The following is a 22,799-nucleotide window of genomic DNA, read 5'->3' on the forward strand; positions in this document are numbered from 1 at the left end:
TTTGTATCCACGGTAGGATTAGATGAAGAGATGGTCAGAGAATATATCCAGCACCAAGAGAAAGAGGATGAGCACTATGATCAGCTCAAGCTTGGTATGTGATGCCACCTTTAGGTGGCTCCAATTCTTGCCCCTTTGAGGGGCTAACAGTAATAAGCCTCCGGCTTTGCCGGAGGTAATTTAACTCGGCAATTTCTTGTGCGGTAAGCTGATAACGTAACGTCATTTCGAAATTTTAATTTATCCAGAATTATATCCTAATAACTTACTGATGTTACGCAGCCTCACGCTGATAGCGTATATTCCTGGCATGAAAACAAAATATTTAGATTTATACACGGATTATTTGATCAGTACTACCGGCTATGCGAGGGCGACCGAATTATCGGCCATGTTAGGCGGGGAGATGAGTCATGATCAAGTAACACGGTTTTTGTCAGAACGAAAATACACATATGTTCTAAACGATTCAAATGCGCAGGTTCGGGGAGTAGTCGAAACTTGAGCTGGCCTAGAGATCCATGAGATTGATGGCGGAGTCACCACGGGGCCGGCTCGGATGATCCAGGTGAGATTGAGGTCGATGGAGGTATTCATACTGGCCAAGTAGGATAGTAGGCTTGAAAATCTATAGCCTAAGCGGTTAAGAATGATTCAAGATGCATAGGATTCGAACAGACTATCGCCAGTTTGATTTTATTATTTAACGTGAGTTCGACATAAGAATCATTAACATTATGGTTAGAAAAGCTTGAGGAAATCTGATATTAAGCGAAGGTTTCTTCTCCCGAAAGGTGTAAGCCTCCAACCCGGCTATCAGATTAACAAAGAAGTTAAAGAGGCTATGATGGCGGGAACGCTCGAATTGCGAGATATTCTTCAATTGAACATTGACGGTCTCAATGATCGAGCATTGTAAACCCTTTCATCATAAGGAATTCAGATGTCTTTTGCTGCTTTTCCTATCCCGAACTTTCGTTATTTACTCCAGGTGGACAGAAATAATCTGGAGGCGACTCTTTTCTAATTTTCCTTCAGGATGGACCGGCAGCATTCGAAATAGCACAAAATGCTGCTCTGCTGTTTCACGGGCGGGTAATGGAATGGGTAAACGAACCTCTCCCGCTTTACCCTGTCGGGCAGGAGGGTAATGAGTGATCCATCCGATGGTATTCTCGTTCATCCAGTCTTCCTGCTGCTGCGTCAATATTCTGTAGTCTGTGTTGATTTTTATAGGAGAAAATATGATTTGGATCATGCTGTGTTCTTGCTCGGGGGCAGCAAGTACTTTATAGCGCACGACCAAGATAGTAGGTGGTTTTTTGCCTTCCATTACCTCCTTCAGAGGCATCTGCACGATGCGGTCCTTATCTACGACCGCATCCGCATAACATCCTTGGCATAAGAACACCAGCAGTACTGCGACCAGATTCCCTATGGCAACACGTCTTGATGATTCCATGTTCACCCTATTCTATAGCAGGAGGTAAGTGCCCAGTTTAAAGTTCCGTTATAACCGGCAGTACGCTCGAGATGATAAGAGGTTATTGCTCCATTCAGCATCAATCAAGCCGTAGAATTTCTAAATCTGTAACAGTAAAGGAGGCAGTATTCTTACTTTCAGCTGCCGCATTGATCGGCATCAGTTGCACCTTGATATCATCATTCAGCCTGCCTGCTCCAGCCTGTGCCGTCAACGGCGCAGTAATGTCTACCATCACTCTGCTGCCATGCTCTATGCTTGTCATCTTTGCAGAGCCAAAAAAACCGAAACTACCGGCATAGTGGGGATCGGTTGAAGGCGTTTCTGGAGTCAGATAAGGGCAATTAACAAAAACATTCACTACCAGACCGTTATTCCCGCCTTGCGGCCAACCGACATTTTTTAGGACAGCTATAATGCGCGCACCTTCTGTAGCCAGGAGCTTCTTGCCGGCAAGGGTAGTGCGAAACACGCGGCTGCTCTGGAGATTTCTGAGTAAGTTCGTGGTTTTAGCCGAAAGACTGGTTTCTTCGCCAACACTTGCGGTGATACTTGCTTTTTTCGTCCCTAAAGACACAGGTTTCGCGCTTTTTAGCTGTTCCGCTAGCGTCGCTTGAAAGGCACTGGAAATTTCGACGTTCTTCAACATCGCTTCAAAACGCTCTTTGCCAATCAAATCGTCATAGGTATAACCCAGTTTAGTAAAGTCACGCACTTGCCGGGAGGTGAAGGTTATGGGATTACCGTTCTTGTCTACAAACATATCGCTGTAGGTTTCGTCGTTGTCCTGAGTAGTGTTACCCGCAGATTGCCATTCTGCCCACATGTAGTCCACCATGCTGTGGTGCATCCAGAATACCGGGTCTAGTGGAGATAAGCCATCGCCAATGTGCCCGGGTAACCCTCTTGCCGGGAAACCAGCGATTACATGTCCATTGTTGTGTGGTTGTCTTTCCAGCATGTTGGAAAAGTTGAGAAACGAAGATTGACGCAAAATGTTCTGCAAGTTTCTTTCCGTAAAACTACCACTACGTACTGGATCACTTTGCAGTCCTGTGCCCTTTTGCAGAGCCCTTATTGGAAGGCTGTCGATTTGCCCCCAGTTAATCCCATTATATTCCCCTGGATCATTCCAGTGTGTAACGTTGAGAAGAGGGTTGTCGTAAAAGGGGTTGGGAATAATCCCATTATTTTGGCTCCAATCCCAGTAATGCAAGGCAAAATTACTGTCACCAATCAGCTCTCCGCAAATTTCCTCAAACATCGCGATATATGGTCGGTGCCACGATACGAAGTTAAGTGTACCATGCTGGCAATAATTTGCATGAATGGTTGCCTGACCCCACCAGCTACGCAGGTCAGTATCAGGCAATGCGTGCATTGCCTTTACCGCTTCACCATATTTTTCAAAGAATGGATCATTGTCTGCAAGGGTCATTAAGTTTTTACGCACCCGCAAGTTGGTTGGTTGACCCCACAAAGTATTGCTCATTCCAAGCGCCGCTGGAATAGCCAGGCAGGCTGCAGAAGTTTTAAGGAAGTTGCGTCTCGATACCATTTATTGCTCCCCTTTATTGGTAATATAATCTCTGAAGAGTGCTATTCGAAAGAACTAATAAGTCATCCAATTTACTGCCTGGTCAGCGCAGCCAATCTTATTTAATTACAGATGCTTTTCCATCGCTGCAATATAGGTAATGCGATTAGTCAAATAAAATTAGATACTTTGTTAAGCTCCTTCTCAAATTCTATTGGTGACCTATCCCCTATAGTGGTATGAACGTGATGGACATTGTAGTAAAAATATATGCTTGTATATTAGTTTTGGCAGAATCTCTGGTTTGATATGCAACGCTTGTTTGTTCGTCATTGTCTCGTTTCAGGCTGCCAAAGTAACGTTCTGTAATTACCTGAACAAAATTAAAACTACCTTGACTAAGTTGGCTGCGAGTGCTACTCGCGAGCTGCTGTAAAATGGGTCAGTAAAGGCAAAGCAGGTGTGGCTGTTGAGCTGGGCGTCAAAGTGTGCATCTTGGGAGACCAGCATCAATTCATCTTGCACCATCATGTAATGGAAAGAAAAACTTATGATCAAATTGCAGTAACTATGGTCACGGAAGCTAAAAAATGCTTTCCCATACTCAATGCCTGCAGCTTCGATAAAGATTTTTATTCACCTTCCAACCAGGCTGAATTAGCCCAACATCTCGACCAGGTCACGCTCCCCAAAAAAGGCAAACTATCCAAAGAGCGCAAAGCGGTAGAACAAACGGAAGAATTGGTTAAAGTCCGTCGTGCGCACTCAGCAGTAGAGTCGGCAATCCATGCGCTGGAGGTGCGTGCACGGACTGGACAAATGCCCAAATCATGGCATGGTTGATTTTAAACGTTACGTTGCACTGGCTATTGTCACCAGAAACATCCGCCGCATAGGTGATACGCTATGGCAGCAGGATGTGGAGCGTGTGCGGCAAAGCTATAAAACGTAATTTAAAGTACCCACAAGCAGCTTAAGCTCTCCAGCTAACGCAAAAAACCGCCTGATTGTGAGCAATCGGTGGTGAGTGCCGGCTAGAAATCGTATTTTTTTATGCCATACCACACAAAAGATACAATCAGGGGCTTTTTTGAATGCATGGTTTCAATGTATTTTTTAAAAAGGGGCTTAAAAATTAGGCAGTTTAAAGGTAAAAAAATGGGGTTTTTCAGACTAGCACTAATTAAGCAATATGGCACACACTTGAGGATCGAATGAAAATAAAAGAAATTCACATAGTCCCATTAGCAAGACAAGTAATTGAGATAGTGCGTGAAATACAGTCATTGACAGAGGAGGGTAGAGTCTATTTTCAAGTATCCGGTCAAGTGCTTGCCCAATGAGCGAGAACACTATTAACATAGATTTGTGAAGGTTTAGTTATAGCAGGGAAGAAATGACCAAGTGCGGATTCAGAGGTAGGGCATCAACCCTGCTGCATGAGTGCGGGTGGCCGCATGATGTGATTGAACGTCAGCTTGCTCACGTTGAACGTGAACGTAGTATCTGCGTTTATAATTATGCTCAGCTCTCGCCAGAGTAAAAAAATAATGCAAGCTTGGGCGGATTATCTAGATAATCTGATAAAGGAAAAATGCTTCCTCCTCTATCCACAGCTTGTGTAATATCCTGTGTCAATGCCTGATGTGTATGAACTTATAGCATTGTCTACACATCCAATAGTTTATGTGAGCATTTAATTTATAAACCGAACGTCCTTTAATTTACTTTAAAAGTATCCAGGGACGTTTTTTTGTTCCATCAATCCTCTAGGAGAGCATTGCTATGACACAGCTTAATAACCGTTTCTCCACTTTCTTTTTAATTGTTCTAATGACTTTTTTCTTAGGCTGCGCCTCAACCCCCAAGCAAGAGGGAACTGGAGAATATTTCGATGATTCTGTCATTACCACGAAGGTCAAAACGGCAATTTTCCAGGAGCCTACACTAAAATCCTCTGAAATCAGCGTCGAAACTTTTAAGGGTATCGTTCAACTGAGCGGCTTCGTCAGTTCCAAAGCCGATATTGACAAAGCGACCGAAGTTGCGCGTAGTGTCGAAGGCGTAAAATCTGTTAAGAATGCCCTACAAGTTAAGTGACAATAGATCACTATATTGATTAATCGTAAGCTATTTATTCCGGCTCTAGACTAGCAGAAATGACCTGTTAGTCTAGTAATTCCATTTCTAAATCAAAACTGACTTTGTCGGCTTCACCTTGCCGTATTATTGATACTGTCTGCGGCTCGGCTTCGCGTCATTTTGATTTTTAAATGGAATAAGATGTTAAGAAACAGTAAATTAAGAAACTTACATCAAAAAATAATTTAATACTTTTGCATTGATATTCCTGTCAGCAGAGCTGTTCTGTTACCAGGAAAAAATCGTAACGCAATAAACTGCTGGTATGGGTTATTCAGACAAATAATACCGAAAAAGTACTGGATTGTAAGTGATTGACGTTACAGGCTGTGATATTGGGTAAGCTATCACGTGCGGTTAATGGCAATGAACAGATACAGCCTGTCTTCCTCCGTTTAAACTTCCGCGATATCGGCATGAAAGTAGCCGATGGGATAACCTTTAAACTTATTTTTCATGGTTTTATCACCTTCAATCTCCGGCAAGCGGGATATACCGTGGCGTTGCAGGTTTGACCGAATCAGGCCGGGAAGGTCGGCTGCAAAAACATACAGGAAATCATCCAAAGACAGAAGCATATATGACGGAAGGCAACAACGTCGGCTTCCTCTTTGCGCGTTTTAGTAGACAGATTCTGCCACTAAAGTATACATTCATTCGAAGAATAGGGTAGTAGGAGAATAGGGCAATAGCCTTAATTAATATAAACTGAAGTCAGAACCTAGTTGCTGCTGGATATCTGATTGGTAAATCAATCAAAATATTATGAATATCTTTTCATGATTTTATTTGTAATTTTTACTGGAAGTAGTTTGTTTTCAACTTTTCCAGATCGATTATTTTATTTATCATTTCTCCTTTTATGAGACTCGAGTACGTCATTTTACCCGCGCGAATGGCCATCCATAAATACTTTAAATTAGCAATAGCAGATGCTAATCCGATAAATCTCTATTCTTATTGAACAGCTTAGATCCATATTCTAATGGGTAAAATAGCTAATCTCAGTAATTCTAAGCCAGATAATATAGCGCTAAAACCCAGGCGTAAGCGTAGCCAGATAGCGCACACTAACAAAGGCAGGGTCAGGAAATGGCTAAGAAAATACCCTTTCAGTGAATTCAAGCGAAAATTGCTGTTGCTAAGTATAGAAATCCTTAGTTTGTGTGTTACAGTAGTTTTGACCATCATGGTGCTGTTAGGTTATTCCGCGAACCGGTTCTCGGGCACCAGTTTTTTCGGCAGCTTGCTGCCGTTTTCTATCGGCGTAGTAGTATTGATAGTGGCCACTTCTATTTTTTCCATCGGCTGGTGGAGACTGAGAAAAAGGCTACAGGTTCATTCTAAATTATTGCCCCCGATTTTATCTCTTTCATTTGCCTTGGTGATTACGTGGTCTATTATTCATGGCCAGCTTACCTTGGCTTATGGCGATTTCCGTACTTTAATTGGAGGCAAGGAAGAAGCAGGTCGAATGGCAATCGCGCATCAAGTATATGCAGCTTATCGCAGGCAAAATGTAACACAGCTGCAAAAAATGATTAATCGAGCCGAGGAATATCGCCAAGCCATCAAAGACGCAGCTAATGCTTTCGATATCGATAGCAATTTGCTACTGGGTATCGCAGCAACAGAGTCATCTTTCATACCGAGAGATAGTAATGACGGTGGACGTGGTTTATTTCAAATCAACCAAGTTCCGAGAACAGCTGTCGCTCAAGCGCATAAACATCTAAATGTTGAAAGAATTTCTCTGGAAAATCCGCGGCACAACGCCTTTATTGCTGCAGCTACATTCAAACACTATTTGACAGAAATGAAAGGCGATCTTTTTCTGGCTCTATTAGCCTACAATATCGGTCCTGTTAATGGTGGTTTACGTTTTATCATGCAGCAATACGGTGCTTCTGATTTCACAACCATTCAACCATATTTACAAACATTGCCGCGTGATTATCCGATACGAGTATTATCCTACTCCTTAGCATTTCGTCTTTGGCAAGCGGAAGGTAAATTACTCTCTTACGAAGAGGGAAATAATGCTACTTATATACAACGCGTCGGTATACCAGGATTGCATACCGGTTTGTAGTTATTCAACATAAGGAATTACTATTTTATTCCATCTCTAAATCAAAACTGATTTTGTCGGCTTCAACTTGCCATATTATTTATACTGTCTGCGGCTCGCCTTCGCGTCATTTTTGATTTGGAAATGGAATTAGTTTGTCCCGCTGTTGTAGGGGAGAGGCACGAAATCCATATACCTATCTTTTATCAGTGTTTTCTGATGATACGCAAGCACTCGTTCATCGAGAAATTTTCCAGCAATAATGAATTTTGGTATCACGAGCGAAATCCAAGGGGATCATCTCTGAGCTGATATCTTCAATGATCAAACCTATCAGCGCTTCTCTATCCATTTTGAAACGACGGAAGTTGGTTGAGAAATACAACACTCCACCTGGTGCCAACAACGCGGCAGCGTTGCGGATCAATTGTACATGATCACTTTGGATATCGAAGGCTTTGCCCATTTTCTTGGAATTGGAGAAAGTTGGGGGGTCAAGAAAAATCAGATCAAAGTGCTGCTTTTGTTTTGAATCAGCCTGCTTAGCCAACCATTCAAGACAATCGGCACGCACCAGCTTGTGATCGCCACGGATACCGTTGAGGTCGAAATTTTGTTTGGCCCAGTTCAGATAAGTTTTGGACATATCGACCGTGACACTCGCCGCCGCTCTACCGATCGCAGCATGTACCGTAACGCTACCGGTGTAGGCAAATAAATTTAAGAAACGCTTGCCGTTGGCTTGTTGTTGAATCAGCATACGCATTGGCCGGTGATCGAGAAACAAGCCGGTGTCCAGATAGTCCTCAAAATTTACCCAGAATTTGCAGCCGCTTTCTTCAACGATATAAAAGCGGCTGGAATTGCCGTGTTTTTGGTACTGATCGGTGCCTTTCTGTTTGCGGCGAACCTTTAAAAAAACTTGCTCAGTGGAAATTTCTAACACCTTGGTTATTTCTGCCATCGCTCCTGCTAGCCGCTGGTGGGCCTTGATAGGATCAATAGTTTTCGGTGGCTCGTATTCCTGAACATTGACCCAGGTTTGCTCACCTTGATAAAGGTCTATTGCTATAGAGTATTCCGGCAAGTCAGCATCGTATAATCGATAGCAATACACCTGATTCTGTTTGGCCCATTTCGCTAGTTTTTTCAGATTCTTACGTAAACGATTGGCAAACATTTCCGCCTGACTGTCGGACTGACTGATTTGGACAGATCGGTCGGCTTGCTTGACGTGCTCTTGTTGGGGCTTGACTTGAGTTTCAAAAAAAGCTTTTTTCGAATAATGATCCATTATATGTACTATCTTACAAAAGTAGGTATAGCACCACGGTAATACCATGCAAGAAATTCTTGAGTTGCGATACTATTTAGTCCAGGGTGTGGTGCTGGAACCGGTTAGCATTAATCGTAACCCCATGAAAAAGAACCAATTTGAGTATGAGTATGTTTTCTATAAAGAATATAGTTAAGGATAGTATTTATCATCGTCAATATAAAACTTTTGAATTAAGGAAAAAAAGCCAAGTCAAATTTAGTCGAGGAGGGGGCCTGCTGCGTTGTCTCAATTTATTTGTTGGATATGTATGATTAACGTTACCTCTCTTCATCCCTAGTGAGATAACCAGGTAAGGTTTTAATACGAATTTGTCTTATAATTCAATATAACCATAAGCAATTACTCAATTTTATTTAAAGCAGCATTAGTATTCCTAATATCTTAGATATGAAATTATCTAATTGAATTCTAAAATAATATTGACATTATAAAATAATCCACAGTTTGTTAAACAATATTCATCACTACAATTAAATTTACCTCAGCATATAACATAATTACAAATAATTAATTAAATTCATATAGTTAAAGTTTAATCGAATGAGTAAATATTATCACGGATAACCATCCTGGCATCAATATTTACAAATTACCCACAAACTTATCCACAAAAATTACAACAAATATTCATCTGATTAAGTGATATCGTGAATTAGCAATTTTACAGATTTAAATAGCATTGCAAAGGAATGACTAAAATGAACAATTATGTACAACGTTTTCTATTAGAGAATCTGGATATACGAGGTGCAGTAGTGCATCTGGATAGCGTGTGGCAGGAAATGCTGCAAGACAGGAATTATCCGGAATCTGTTGTCCAGCTACTTGGAGATATGAGTGCTACTACACTTTTACTGAGTGGTAACCTTAAGCAGCTTGGACGCCTAACCGTGCAGCTAAAAGGTGATGGTCCGGTTCCTATGTTAGTTATCGACTGTGATGAAAGCCTTCATTTGCGCGGCATGGCTAAACATGTCCCTCAGGTTGGAATGTTACCAGCACCTGATTTACTCGGACATGGTCAGCTTGTGCTGACCTTGGACATGTTGTCCATGCGCGAGGCTTACCAGAGCATTGTGCCACTTGACGGTGACACGATTGCTGAAATCTTTGAGCACTATTTCAAGCAATCTGAACAACTTCCTTCACGTTTGTTCCTAGCGACATCAGATAATGCCATTTTCGGCATCCTGTTGCAGAAGCTCCCCAGCGCCGATCAACAGGATCCAGATGGATGGACTCGTATAGAAGCACTTGCCTCAACGGTGCAAGACCAACCTATGTTCAGTCTAAATGCTGAAGAAATCCTTACTCGCTTGTTTATGGAAGAAGCCATCCGCATTTTTGAAGCTCAGAAGGTCAGCTACGGCTGTCGCGAAGATCCAGCCAAAATTTATAATATGTTGCAGTCTTTAGGCCGTGCAGAAGTCAATGCTATTTTGCAGGAATGCGGCGAAGTTATTGTACATGACGACATCTGCAATCGCGAATATCGTTTTGACGCGCTAGCTATCGATGCCATCTTTCGCGAAGCCGGGCCGACAATACATTAAGAGATCATGTTCTGAGAATATATTATGAGCGGCATGAGTTACACTGCTGGTATGGTCTAAAAAAACCATTTAAAAACTATTTACGTTGCAGTTGCGGTGTTAAAAACAAACACAAAATTATCCATTTATCTGATATAAGCTTCGCTCTTCTCACCTGTTTTTGCCTATCCTCGACTGCCTCTCACATGTTTTTCAATATTTGCTAAAGCAATTAATAATTTCCAGGAATAAAAGAATACCGAGCAGATTGCATATCAGATCAATTAGCGCGTCTATAAATTCCCAGCTCGCTAGCACGATGAGATGGGCGTATGTTAATCACTTGTTAAACTCTGATAATTAATCTCGGATTTTCCATTAAAAAATTCTTTTGATTAATAGGAGATACTGAAATATCGCTTTAACCAATGTCGTGGTAATCTTTATTTTAGATATTCATAAATTTTAGGGATGCTAAGCAATATGGATTTTCCTCCTTTGGCTTCACAAACAATTACTCATAAACACGCTTTGCTCGGAAAGCACCCCTTAGGTATTTCGGAATATTCAGAACGACAGGATCTTCATACTGAGCTTAATGCGGATGTTTATGAGTTGGTGGGTATTCCTGCACAACTATCGCATTTGGTACTTTTGTCTGATCGACAATGGGTCGATCAAGAGCGCCAATTATTGGTTCAACTTTGTTATCGTTACGATATTTTGCCACCTAATGCTCACTTTGATCAGTTCAGTACCGACTTTGGAGATTTTCGTTTACGGTGGGAACGCCATACCGAATATTCTACCTATACAGTTTATTGTAAAGGTCCGTTCGATATTCCTTTTGCTAGACCAGCCATTACCTCTGTACCACAAGATTGGTTAGCCAGCCTGCCGGGTGAAGTGTTGGTTGCGACGCATATTGCACTGGATGATCGATCTCGCCCTAGCCGTAGTCTAAGTGAGCTAGCCAGTCTATTTGCATCAAACACTGTCATTGGTTCCAAAGTATCGGGAGGCAGTGCCAGTGTTTGGAGCGACAATCAGATTCATGCAGATGGTTTTAGTCGAATCTTGATTCATGATGATAATCTACGTAGCCGTCAGGTTGGAAGGCTGGTGCAACGTTTGCTGGAAATTGAGACGTATCGTATGCTAACCATACTGCCGTTGACGCTCATGCGTAGGATAGTTCCTCAATTGGAGCGTTATGATGATCGCTTATCGGAGCTGATTACTGGTACAGATTTGGCCGGAATTGAAGATGAGCAGCGTCTCCTGGGGGAATTGACGAGATTAACCTCGGAAATTGAGAAAATCTCTGCCCAAACTAGCCATCGATTTAGTGCATCACAGACGTATTACGCTATCATGCAGCAGCGTATCGCTGAATTGAGGGAGGAGCGTATCGAAGGGTTGCAGATGCTTTATGAGTTTAGAAAACAGCGTGTGACTTCGGCAATGGGAACGTTTGATATCGTTCGCTCACATTTGGAGACGCTTTCTTTACGGGTAACACGCGCTTCATCCATGCTGCGTACCCGCGTCGATATTTCCACGGAATCACAAATCCGTGATTTATTGAAATCTATGGATAATCGTGCACGTTTACAATTGCGCTTGCAAGAGACGGTTGAAGGATTATCAGTGGTCGTACTGAGTTATTATTTGCTCGGTATAGTAGGTTATGGGCTTAAGGCAACGAAAGCTGCAGGATATGCTATTAATGTGGAATTAATTACTGGCATTGCGATTCCAGTAGTGCTCACGATCGTTTATTTCGGAGTGAAGCGTCTGCGCCGACGGGTGAAAAAAAAGTAATCCTGAACACTCCTGTGGCTTTTTTGAGTATTTATCTTATGGGCACCTCTAAAAATTCATATTTCGTTACAATACTTCATTGTTCACAAAAAATATTTCCTTACATATCAGTTATATGCTGCGTCAACATTTTTTGTTCTCGCATTGTCTTGTTTAGAACTTTGAATTTTTAGAGGCACCCCTTATGAGCAAGTGGATTGCAAACATTAGAGAATGACTAGAAAATTTCAATAATAGAAGATACAAAGTAAGCGTTACCATGTTTGAAGTGAATACAAGATAACGCTTATTTTGGCAAATTAGGAGTTACATCAGAATGAGACTAATATCGTATTAAGAAGTTACGCTCTCTGTTTCGACCTCAGTAACTGCTTTCATGCTTAAACGGAGCCGGCCTTTTTCATCAGCTTCCAGGACTTTTACTCGAACAGTTTGACCTTCTTTAAGATGAGTAGCCACATCTTCAACGCGCTCATGAGCAATTTGAGAAATATGCAATAAGCCGTCTTTTCCAGGCAGTATGCTGACAATTGCTCCAAAATCCAGCAGTTTCAATACTACACCAGTATATATCTTACCTACTTCTACTTCTGCGGTAATATCCTCGATACGTTTCTTTGCAAGTTCTCCCCCCTCACTATTGATGCAGGCAATCGTAACTGTGCCGTCATCACTGATATCTATTGTCGTATTAGTTTCTTCAGTTAGCGCGCGGATGACAGCGCCCCCTTTACCGATAACATCACGAATTTTCTCCGGATTAATCTTAAATTTGATAATACGCGGAGCGTGAGTCGAAATGTTTTCCCGGGTAGCGGGAAGAGCGTTCTTCATGATATCCAGGATATGCAACCGGCCTTCTTTAGCCTGTAGTAAGGCTACTTGCATAATTTCTTTAGTAATCCCTTGAATTTTTATGTCCATTTGCAGTGCAGTAATACCTTTCTCAGTACCTGCCACCTTGAAATCCATATCGCCCAAGTGATCTTCATCACCAAGAATATCAGTAAGCACGGCAAAGCGATTCCCTTCCTTAATCAGTCCCATGGCAATACCTGCCACATGCGCTTTTAAGGGAACGCCTGCATCCATCAATGCAAGGCATCCTGCACAAACCGAAGCCATAGAGCTGGAACCATTAGATTCCATAACTTCCGAAACGACCCTTAACGAATAACCAAATTCTTCAGGTGGAGGAAGCACTGCTTCCAATGCACGTTTTGCGAGACGACCATGGCCTATTTCGCGTCGCTTTGGCGTACCGACGCGCCCAATTTCTCCGGTAGCAAAAGGAGGCATATTGTAATGAAGCATGAAGCGCTCGGTATATTCTCCCTGTAGGGTATCAAACTTCTGCTCATCGCGTGCGGTTCCTAATGTAGCCACGGCCAGCGCTTGTGTCTCACCTCGTGTAAATAATGCTGAGCCATGTGTTCGTGGAAGTACACCATGGCGTATCGAGATAGGGCGCACAGTTCTTGTTCCACGTCCATCTATACGGGCTTCTCCATCAAGAATCTGACTACGAACAATGCGAGCTTCGAGTTCAAAGCTGATTTCTTTGACTGAGTGCTCATCAGGACCTTCTTCAGCACCGACATTTAATTCTGTGTAGACGCGTTGCCAAATTTCTCTAATGGTTTCGTTTCTAATTTGCTTTTGTTTTAATTGAAAAGCATTACGCAAATCTGCTTCTGCCAATTGTGAAATTCTTTCAATTAATACCGGATCATTTTCAGCTGGTTTCCAATCCCATGCGGTAACGCCAGCTTCATCAACAAATTCATTAATGGTATTAATGACTGTTTGCATTTGCTCATGACCAAACATAACAGCGCCTAGCATGATCTCTTCAGATAATTCCATTGCTTCTGATTCAACCATTAAGACCGCTTGCTGTGTTCCAGCAACAACCAAGTTGAGTTGAGCTTCTTTTAATTCGGTGGTAGTTGGATTGAGTACGTATTCATTATTGATATAACCAACACGGGCGGCCCCAATGGGACCATCAAATGGAATACCCGAAAGTACTAGCGCAGCAGAAGCACCAATCATTGCTGCTATGTCAGCATCCACTTCAACTTCAGCCGATAAAACAGTTGCAACCACTTGCACTTCATTATAAAAGCCAGCAGGAAATAATGGCCGAATAGGACGATCGATCAATCTTGAAGTAAGGGTTTCTTTCTCGGAAGGGCGCCCCTCACGTTTAAAGAAACTTCCGGGAATACGACCTGCAGCATAGAATCTTTCTTGATAATCAACGGTCAACGGAAAAAAATCTTGTCCAGGTTTGGTATTTTTATCTCCGACGACAGTCACCAATACGACTGTATCATCCAACGAAACTATCACTGAACCATGAGCTTGTCTCGCAATTTCTCCGGTTTCCAAAGTAAGTTTATGGCGACCGTAGGTAATACTCTTCTTTATTAGTTCCAATTAGCAATCCTTCTTTATTGATGTAATCATCCTTGTTTGATTGGCTATTTCCCTACTTTATAACCCATTTTTATTGTTTAATTAAACGATTACTTAAATTTTCTCTGACTTAGGGAAGAAAGCTAATAAATTAATTATTTGCGTAAACCAAGGCGCTCAATTAGCGCAAGATAACGATCGTTACTCTTCTTTTTTAAATAATCCAGTAGTTTACGCCGATGACTGACCATTTTAAGTAAGCCGCGGCGGGAGTGATGATCCTTAACATGTGTTTTGAAGTGATTGATCAAATCATTAATGCGAGTAGTCAAAAGTGCCACCTGTACTTCAGGAGATCCAGTATCGCCTGCGGCTCTTTGATAATCACGCACTACTTGGGCTTTTTGCTCGGTTGTAACTCCCATATAATTAATTTTCTCCAGTTTTGTTAATTAACCTATTTCAAGAACCTAGAATTTTACCTTTTAATAGGTTATTTGTCCAAAACTTACAAAGTGTTGGGTGTTGTGATACAGCTGGAGAGAATCTTAGCCTTCTCGATATTTGCATAAAATACTATTCTGATAGAATTCAGAGTAGTCAGCTTTTAAAATTCATAAATCTCCTAAATTTTATCTATTTTCTGCTTAATTTACTTATCTTTGGTATAGAGCATCAATATTCAAGATCGTTATGATTCTCTTTTAGAAATTCTATATTCGGGAAAATCACAGAAAATGCTGTCCCCAAGCCTGGCTCACTGTCAATTTTAAGTTGTAGATTATTATTAGCTGCGGCAATTTTGACTAGTGACAGACCAATGCCGCTAGAGGACTGGTTATGCATCACCGCTCTTGGAGAATAAAAATACTCGTCAAAAATATTCGGTAAATCCTTTGCTTCAATTCCAATTCCATGATCAGCAATTGTTACAATTGCTAAGTTACCTGGCAGTTTAACGATAGAAGTAATATCAATTTCTGCATTTTCATAAGAATAATTAATGGCATTAGCAATAATGTTTTCAAATAATATTTCTATCTGATCTGGAATACCAAAGGCAAAAAAATTTTGGATCGATAGCTTTATTTTAATATTTCTTGAATTTGCTACTGGTTCTAATTTATCAATGCACTTATAGATCGTTGCCGAAATATCAACGTACTCCATTGCATTGGTATTTTGTCCGGCGGTTTTTAGTCTTTCAAGTCTAAGTACATCCAGAATTAAATTTGACATATTATGGCCACGTTTATCAATTCTGGTTAGCACATCTTCAATTTCACGCGACACCTCTCCACAATATCCCTCTTTGACCAGATTAATTTTGCTACGTATAGCATCAAGCGGTGCCTTAAGTTGATGTGTAACAAGCATAGCGTACTGATCTTTTGCAATTTGAGCTTGATTGATTTGATCATAAGCATCCCGGAGATATTGCTCATGCTTACGAACAACAAGCGTAAGGCGTGAAACAACATACCATACAATAAAAAATAAAGTATCGAGTGCAATCATCCATACTAGAACTCTACCTTTTTGTAAGCTTTCATTCGAAAAGCGTGGCTCTATAAGAATTGATTGTGAGACTTGAAAGAACATTTCATTTTCAACGAGTAAAACAATCGTGTACATCGCAGAAACCAGGATTGCAACAAATAAGCTTTCCAGCGCCGAGAAAAAGATGCATGCTAAAGCAATATGGAGGATATAGAAGAAGGGAGCAGGCGTTGCGGTACTGCCTACATAATGCACAACTATCGATAAGCATAATAAATCAACAATGATCTGCAGCCAAATGTTGATTGAAGGTGAGTTGTACTTTGAAGGTTGGCAGAAATCCAATGCATAAATATAGGCAAAATTGGCAGCACTCAAAATGACTGTAAGAGCAAGCGGCCAAACTTGCTGTTCTCTGATTCCCAGTTGAGTAAGCTCCTCAGATGCTATCAAAGCCACGATCTGAAAAAGAATCAGTGCACCAATGACAGCCCATCGAAAAATGATAAACCAGCGAATATTATCTATTAATATTTCATCACTTAATTTTTGCTTACTTTCTTTTTTCCCGTCTAGGTTAAATTGCTGTTTAGGCGTGCTCCAGGAGAAATCGGCAGTAGCCATGATTACCTATCCTAAGAAGCACTCATTTCGGGCTTGACTGTCTTCAGACGCTCACGGACGATTGACAACAAAACGGATGGCTCAATAGGCTTTTCAATGATACAGATCCATTCTTGTGACTTATTTTCGAAATAAGGCAAAATCATATCACCGAGTGAAGTCATAAAAATTGCCTGCATTTTAGGGAAACGGTTGTGCAATTCCACATATGTATTTAAGCCTGCATCCATCGATTCAACCATCACATCAAGAATAGCTAAATCAGGAATTACAGCAGGATCATTCAGTGAGTTGAGAAAATCATTTGCTGTGTGATAGCTGTCGACCTCATAACCATGCTTTTTGAGGATTTGACGAACAGTATCTCGAATATCAGGATCATCATCAACGTGGGCAATTCTTTGTGTCATATCCATCTCCTTTATTCAATTAAAGAGCAGCTAATGTCAACAGATCCTTAAGTGATAAGATTCAACTTGAAAGTAGCTATTAATAGAAGAATAGTTTCTATTAAGCTATTCACGAAAAAAACAAGTTATGACTCTTAGTTTCCCTCATTCTTCTTAAATTAACTATAAAAAAATACTACACCTTGCCGTTCTCAGTGCGCAAGAAATTTTAATGGATATATTTGCGAAACAGGATATTTATTATTTTTTTGTACAGATGGGCTAGGATTAAATATTAGAATGTCATGAGTATCTGAAAATTTTTAGTGTTTGATATTGAGATTTGCTGTTGAAGCTTGTGATTTGAATATTAATGTTCATATAAATATTTATTTCTCTCTTTTAAGGTAGAAATTAAGGAAAAAAGTGTCATTCTTCAGGCCGCTTATGCTGGGAGAAATTGCATGACCGATGTTTAAATGGATATAGCTTGATTAACAAATTCGCCTTGAATTTCTCTGTTTTTAGAGATCAGTGGCCATGCGAATGATGCCTCACTCCATCTCGAAATCAAAACTGACTTTGTCGGCTAAACCTTGTGTGTGGCCTTGCCGTATTATTTTTACTGTCTGCCGCTCGCCTTCGCGTCATTTTTGATTTAGAAATGGAATCGGATACAAGATTCAGTACACAAGAACTGATTAGATTGATCAATAACTGAGTAAAAATGACACAGATTAATACTATTAAACAAGAAGATCTCAAAGAACCCTCTATTTTCCAAGCGATTATTTGTTTGCTTGGTGTGTTTTTAATGATCTCACTGGGACTCTTCGTACTGGAGATCCATATTCATACCATCATTTTCATATGCTTGCTATGGGTGGGTATCCATTCAGCTATGCTGGGCCATACTTTCACTGATATTCAGCATATGATGAATACGGGTATCAGTCACGCGCTGCCTGCTATTTACATTTTTATCCTGGTTGGAATGATCATCGCAAGTTTTATGCACAGTGGCACAATTGCCAGTCTTCTGTATTATGGACTGGAATTACTCAACCCTACAGTATTTCTTGCAACCGGATTAATTTTATGTAGTCTCATGTCACTGGCAACGGGCACTTCCTGGGGAACGGTAGGAACGATAGGGGTGGTACTCATCAGTATTGCAGAGGCTATCGGTATTCCGCTGGCTATCGTAGCGGGCGTGATTGTGTCAGGCGCAACCTTTGGTGACAAATTATCACCTATGTCAGATACAACGAATCTCGCCGCTATCAGCTCCGGCACCAACCTCTATCGCCACATTTATGCCATGCTGTATACTACCATCCCAGCCTTTATACTGACGCTTATCCTATTTATCTTTGTAGGGCTTCAATATGAAGACTATGCACTGCCTGCAGAGGAGATAACAGCGATTCAAACTGTGCTAGCAAGCACATTCCAATTAAATCTATGGGTCACGTCGTTACCATTGTTGTGCATGTTGGGTATGAGTATCAAAAATTATTCTGCGGCAATAAGCATGTCATGCAGTATCGTACTGGCCATGGTGATTGCCATTTTTTATCAAGAAAGAAACTTCATCGAGGTATTAAACGCACTCTGGCTCAATCAGCCTGGTAGCACAGGCATAGACCATATCGATTCCTTGCTTGGTCGTGGGGGCATTTATAGCATGGCCTGGACCTTGTTGTTATCGATTATGGCGTTGGCGTTGGGCAGTATCTTGCACCACGCAAAATTTCTTTCCGTTATTCTTGAACATGTAATTTTACGTATTAAGCGTGTGCGCACGCTCATTGTCATGACGATAGTGTCTGGATTTATCAGCAATATAGGAATGGGGGAAGCGTATATTTCGATCATTCTGAATTGTCAATTATTTAAGGACGCTTATCATAAAGCCCAACTGGATAGTGCGATGCTTTCCCGCTCGGTAGAAGAAGGGGCGACGATGACAACAGCGTTGATTCCATGGACTACGGCAGGCGCTTTTTATGCAGCAACACTCGGGATTTCAGTATTAGAGTATGCTCCTTATGCTTTCTTGAATGTGCTTAATCCTATTGTTTCTGTGGTAATGGCGAGCCTGGGTATAGGATTACTGCAACGCCTGCGCGTTGACGCTTAATTGGCTGAATGCTATATTCCGTCCAGTTAGGAAAGAATCTACAAGGGATAGATGGGTATCCCTTGCTGAAAACAAATCAGGGAGGAGCAAAATGGAACCAACAAATCAGCTTTTCGTCAGCTTTGCACTCAAGGATGCTGAGCTTAGAGATAAGCTTATAGAGCAGATAAACAAAGAGAGTCCGGAAATCACATGTGTCTTCATGCCCGAAAAGAGATCATGGGAGAGCGCATGGAAAGAAGAATGCCGGGAAAAGGTTAGAGGGTGTAATGGGGCAATTGGTCTCATCACCCCTAACACCATTCGGGCTGATGGGCAATTATGGGAACTTCGTTGTGCTTTTGAAGCAAAAATGAAGGTTATGCTGATTGGCGATGAGGAAGCCTGTGACATGCCAGCCAGGAAATTTCCTGATCTTTTGAAAGACGAAGATATCCTGCCATGGAACAGCTCCAACATCGCAATGTTTCTTGGTAGATTACAACGATAGCCGTTTTATAATATTCTTCCTGATCTTATCTTTACTCGATTGTAAGCTTTTCTAATATTTTCAAGTGCTGTCATAATATTGTGGCGGGGAGTGCCAATATTCATGCGCATGAAACCGCTGCCATTTTTCCCAAATAATGCGCCAGGACTTAATCCGACTTCAGCTTCATGCACAAAAAAATGCTTAAGCTGCTTATCGTTCATATTCAGGGCGCGACAATCCAGCCAAAGTAAATACGTTCCTTCAGGCTTAATTAATTGAATGTCTGGTAGATGTTCGGACAGGTAGTCGTCGACCTGATCACGTGTATTTGTTAGATACAGCATCAATTCATTCAGCCAGGTTGCTCCTGTCCGATAAGCAGTTTCAAATGCAACTATGCTGAAGGGATTAGCCGCACTGATATGAATCATATCAAAAAAATGCGTAATGGCAGCACGATGTATTTTATTTGGTACGATCAGGGCAGACAGATGAAGTCCTGGGATATTGAAAGTTTTGCTCGGTGCAATAGCCGTAATGATATTTTCTGGATTTTCAGTTAGACTTGCCAAGGGGCGATGCTGGTTTTCTGGATAAACCAGATCAGCATGAATTTCATCCGAAATAATCACCCAGTTATGTCTGTCAGTCATTTTAATAAGCTGCGCTAATTCAGATTTGCTCCACACTCTCCCCACAGGATTGTGGGGAGAGCAGAATAGCAGCATGCGCGCATTCATACCGATCTGCTCCAGTTGATCGAAATCGATCGTGTATCGGCCATTTACCAGTTGCAAAGGATTGAGTATCAATTGCCTGTCTGTTTTGGTTATTGCCGAAAAAAAGGGAAAATACACCGGTGGCTGTATGATGACTTGCTCACCTGTTTGAGTGAGTGCCATGATCGTACTGGTTATCGAGGGAACCACGCCAGGGCTGAGAATGATCCAATCACGCTCTACCTTCCAATGATAGCGTAGCCATAACCAGTCGATGAGCGACTGGTAGAGGCTTTCCGGGATAAGCGTATAACCATAGATCGGATGGGTGGCACGTCCAATCAGAGCATGCGTGACTTCTGCAGGGGCAGCGAAATCCATATCAGCTACCCACAACGGCATCACATTGGCATTGCCGAATGTACTCAGACGCCCATCAAACTTGGTGCTATTCGTTCCGACCCGTTTGATATCGCGGTCGAATGGATCACTCACGCGATTTTCTCCCAGATCGTTACTTCTGATAGTGTATGCTGAAATTTACGTTTAGTTTCACGGATTACGAAGGGGACTTCCTGTGGACCCTGAATCAGTTTGAAATGGCTGCCCAGTATATCTTTCAAACCATCCAATGTAGTAAAGCTTTCACCATCCCGCTTAAATCCACCGATCCATGCTTCCCGCTTAGTGTGCTCTTCTAACCAGGTATAAGGGGAGGCAATCAGCAACAATCCACCAGGATTGACCCGGCTGTGTATGTTTGCCAGGAATTTGGCCGGATCATATAAACGATCGATCAGATTGACTGCAAGGATGAGATCATAGCCAGTCAAAATGGGTTTGAGGTTGCAAGCATCACCTTGAAAGAACTCAACCTTATGCTTGACATCATCAAGTCCCAGGTTGGCAAGCGAACGCTCTTTGTAAGAAACCAGATCACCTTCATCGGTTAGGGTATAACGCAGCACACCTTGTTGAATGAGCTGCACACCTTGATTGATAAAACGTGCAGAGAAATCAACACCTGTGACATGATCGAAATGTTTTGCCAATTCAAATGTGGCTCGTCCTGAGGCGCATCCCAGATCAAGTGCCTTGTGTGCGGGTCGATTGCCCATGGCAGCAATGGCAAGTTTAGCCACAGCAGCCGGGAAATTGGGTACATCGAAATACGTATCACCATAATGAAATTCAGCATACTCGGACAACAATTTGTCTGTCTCATAATGAGAACTGGGCTGGAAGGCAGGCGTATCAGTAACGACATAGCGAAATCCGGCATGTTGAAAGAAATGACGACGAAAGGCATAGCGCGATGCCTTCAATGATTCATTACCACAGGCAATCCAGGAGCCGCCTTTGATGAGATTGTGCCGATCATCAAAAGTAGGCATGGTGAAATCATCATAGTGTGGATGAACATCGAACCCTTCAAATGGGTAAGTTGGTGTTTCTGTCCATTGCCAAACGTTACCTACGATATCGAAGAATTCACCCTGAGGAAACTCATTAATGGGACAACTCGAAGCATAATAATCGAGATGAATATTGCCAACGGCTGGAGCATTATGAGGTACCTCGGATAAATTGGCTACATCATATAATCGGTACCACTCATCTTCGCTCGGTAAACGCATCGGTAGGCCGCTGGTTTTCGCTTTCCAGTTACAAAATGCCTTGGCTTCATGATAATTTACTTCTACTGGCCAATCCCAGGGCATAGGCACTTCCTCGGTCATCAAGCGGAAATACCATTCATTGCCTCGTTTGAGCCAGAAGGTAGGGTATTGTGCACGAGTATGTTTTAACCAGCCACGGCCTTCCTCTTCCCAGTGATCCTCTAAGCCATAACCATTGGCCTCAACAAAAGCAAGAAATTCCTGGTTGCTAACCAGATAACGACTTGCTTGGAATGCCGGGATTTCTGCTGAATGGTGACCATATTCATTGTCCCATCCAAAAACAGGGTCAGTCTTGTTTTTACCTATCTGCACTTTGCCAGCCGGCACAGTCACCAATTGATTTTCCGGGGCGATTCCGCTTTTGCGGCAGGGTTGCCAGGCAGGATGGGGTTGAACGTATTGCAGTGCATGCTGGCGAATCAATACCGAAGAGGTTTCCAGATGGATACGCTCATGCTCAATACCCATTATAATGGTCCACCAGGGGCTTTCCCAGCCGATCGGCAGAGTCAAGGGCGTATCGCTGATGAGCTTATCGACAATACTGCGCATGGTGCGGCGATATGTCAGTACTTCTTCTACGGATGGCCAATCGTAATGAGTCGTATCCAAATCATCCCAGCTCATTTCATCGACGCCGACTGCAAACATTGATTCCACTTTGGGATTGATTCGCTCAGTAATCAAGCCGGCCAGAATCAGTTTATTAGTGAAGAAAGTAGCAGTATGTCCCAAATAAAAAATCAGAGGATGCCTCAGCGTGATCGGCTTAGCGTAATAAGCCTCATCATTGCGTAACGTTTCAAAAAGTTGCTCGTAATAATCGAGCGTAGTATGAAAATAGGATCGTATTTCTTCACGTTTAGCATTAACGTCGTTACCATCGAGTATCGGTGTTCTCTGAAAAAGTTTTTTTGACAT

15 protein-coding genes and 4 pseudogenes are annotated in these 22,799 nt (G+C 41.9%); 8 read left to right on the forward strand and 11 right to left on the reverse strand.

What is annotated here, in order from left to right:
• Positions 1–102: pseudogene (locus BM122_RS25045) on the forward strand (IS200/IS605 family transposase); the annotation flags it as partial.
• 601 nt (positions 103–703) lie between these two features.
• Here BM122_RS25045 and BM122_RS25050 read toward each other — a convergent pair.
• The 3 genes and pseudogenes from BM122_RS25050 to BM122_RS09635 all read right to left on the reverse strand — a co-directional run.
• Positions 704–910, reverse strand: a pseudogene (locus BM122_RS25050) (hypothetical protein); the annotation flags it as partial.
• Between the two features lie 72 nt (positions 911–982).
• Positions 983–1,462, reverse strand: coding sequence for a hypothetical protein (locus tag BM122_RS09630; protein ID WP_074905365.1), 480 nt, complete (start codon positions 1,460–1,462; stop codon positions 983–985).
• A 100-nt stretch (positions 1,463–1,562) separates the two neighbouring features.
• Entirely contained in the window at positions 1,563–3,041 is a 1,479-nt protein-coding gene (locus BM122_RS09635) for a tyrosinase family protein (RefSeq protein WP_074905366.1), read from the reverse strand.
• A gap of 349 nt (positions 3,042–3,390) precedes the next feature.
• On the opposite strand from BM122_RS09635, the pseudogene BM122_RS21635 reads away from it, so the two are divergent.
• Together BM122_RS21635 and BM122_RS09645 are read left to right on the forward strand one after the other, a co-directional pair.
• Positions 3,391–4,047: pseudogene (locus BM122_RS21635) on the forward strand (ISNCY family transposase); the annotation flags it as partial.
• Positions 4,048–4,805: 758 nt separating this feature from the next.
• Positions 4,806–5,120, forward strand: coding sequence for a BON domain-containing protein (locus BM122_RS09645; protein WP_074905368.1), 315 nt, complete (start codon positions 4,806–4,808; stop codon positions 5,118–5,120).
• Between the two features lie 440 nt (positions 5,121–5,560).
• Here the strand turns inward: BM122_RS09645 and BM122_RS23245 are convergent.
• Positions 5,561–5,781: pseudogene (locus BM122_RS23245) on the reverse strand (IS481 family transposase); the annotation flags it as partial.
• A gap of 366 nt (positions 5,782–6,147) precedes the next feature.
• Between BM122_RS23245 and BM122_RS09655 the strand changes: the two are divergent.
• Positions 6,148–7,254, forward strand: a complete 1,107-nt coding sequence (locus BM122_RS09655) for a lytic transglycosylase domain-containing protein (protein ID WP_074905370.1) — start codon at positions 6,148–6,150, stop codon at positions 7,252–7,254.
• 217 nt (positions 7,255–7,471) lie between these two features.
• On the opposite strand, the gene rlmKL is transcribed toward BM122_RS09655, so the two are convergent.
• Positions 7,472–8,527 (reverse strand): bifunctional 23S rRNA (guanine(2069)-N(7))-methyltransferase RlmK/23S rRNA (guanine(2445)-N(2))-methyltransferase RlmL, encoded by a 1,056-nt coding sequence (gene rlmKL, locus BM122_RS09660; protein ID WP_256211982.1) that lies wholly within the window; start codon positions 8,525–8,527, stop codon positions 7,472–7,474.
• Between the two features lie 743 nt (positions 8,528–9,270).
• Here rlmKL and hslO point away from each other — a divergent pair.
• Positions 9,271–10,125 carry an Hsp33 family molecular chaperone HslO gene (gene hslO, locus BM122_RS09665; protein ID WP_074905371.1) on the forward strand — a complete coding sequence of 285 codons (855 nt, stop codon included), beginning with the start codon at positions 9,271–9,273 and terminating at the stop codon, positions 10,123–10,125.
• Positions 10,126–10,587: 462 nt separating this feature from the next.
• Complete coding sequence (locus BM122_RS09670; protein ID WP_083398437.1) at positions 10,588–11,928, forward strand: DUF3422 family protein; 1,341 nt, start codon at positions 10,588–10,590, stop codon at positions 11,926–11,928.
• A 333-nt stretch (positions 11,929–12,261) separates the two neighbouring features.
• Here BM122_RS09670 and pnp read toward each other — a convergent pair whose 3' ends face one another.
• From pnp to BM122_RS09690, 4 genes are all read right to left on the reverse strand, one after another.
• The gene (pnp, locus tag BM122_RS09675; protein WP_074905372.1) at positions 12,262–14,370 is read right to left on the reverse strand and encodes a polyribonucleotide nucleotidyltransferase; all 2,109 of its coding nucleotides are present in this window, start codon (positions 14,368–14,370) and stop codon (positions 12,262–12,264) included.
• Positions 14,371–14,504: 134 nt separating this feature from the next.
• Positions 14,505–14,774 (reverse strand): 30S ribosomal protein S15, encoded by a 270-nt coding sequence (gene rpsO, locus BM122_RS09680; RefSeq protein ID WP_074905373.1) that lies wholly within the window; start codon positions 14,772–14,774, stop codon positions 14,505–14,507.
• Positions 14,775–15,024: 250 nt separating this feature from the next.
• Positions 15,025–16,473, reverse strand: coding sequence for a sensor histidine kinase (locus BM122_RS09685; RefSeq protein WP_074905374.1), 1,449 nt, complete (start codon positions 16,471–16,473; stop codon positions 15,025–15,027).
• 11 nt (positions 16,474–16,484) lie between these two features.
• The gene (locus BM122_RS09690; RefSeq protein WP_074905375.1) at positions 16,485–16,883 is read right to left on the reverse strand and encodes a response regulator; all 399 of its coding nucleotides are present in this window, start codon (positions 16,881–16,883) and stop codon (positions 16,485–16,487) included.
• Between the two features lie 706 nt (positions 16,884–17,589).
• Between BM122_RS09690 and nhaC the strand changes: the two genes are divergently transcribed.
• Both nhaC and BM122_RS09700 read left to right on the forward strand, forming a co-directional pair.
• Positions 17,590–19,005, forward strand: coding sequence for a Na+/H+ antiporter NhaC (nhaC, locus tag BM122_RS09695; protein WP_074905376.1), 1,416 nt, complete (start codon positions 17,590–17,592; stop codon positions 19,003–19,005).
• A gap of 91 nt (positions 19,006–19,096) precedes the next feature.
• Positions 19,097–19,495 carry a TIR domain-containing protein gene (locus tag BM122_RS09700; protein ID WP_074905377.1) on the forward strand — a complete coding sequence of 133 codons (399 nt, stop codon included), beginning with the start codon at positions 19,097–19,099 and terminating at the stop codon, positions 19,493–19,495.
• A gap of 5 nt (positions 19,496–19,500) precedes the next feature.
• Here the strand turns inward: BM122_RS09700 and BM122_RS09705 are convergent, their stop codons facing one another.
• Positions 19,501–20,691 carry a MalY/PatB family protein gene (locus BM122_RS09705; protein ID WP_074905378.1) on the reverse strand — a complete coding sequence of 397 codons (1,191 nt, stop codon included), beginning with the start codon at positions 20,689–20,691 and terminating at the stop codon, positions 19,501–19,503.
• Positions 20,688–22,799, reverse strand: coding sequence for a 5-histidylcysteine sulfoxide synthase (ovoA, locus tag BM122_RS09710; RefSeq protein ID WP_074905379.1), 2,112 nt, complete (start codon positions 22,797–22,799; stop codon positions 20,688–20,690). Before ovoA ends, BM122_RS09705 begins: the two co-directional genes overlap by 4 nt.

The sequence above is a fragment of the Nitrosomonas communis genome (assembly GCF_900114745.1).
Lineage (GTDB): Bacteria > Pseudomonadota > Gammaproteobacteria > Burkholderiales > Nitrosomonadaceae > Nitrosomonas > Nitrosomonas communis_A.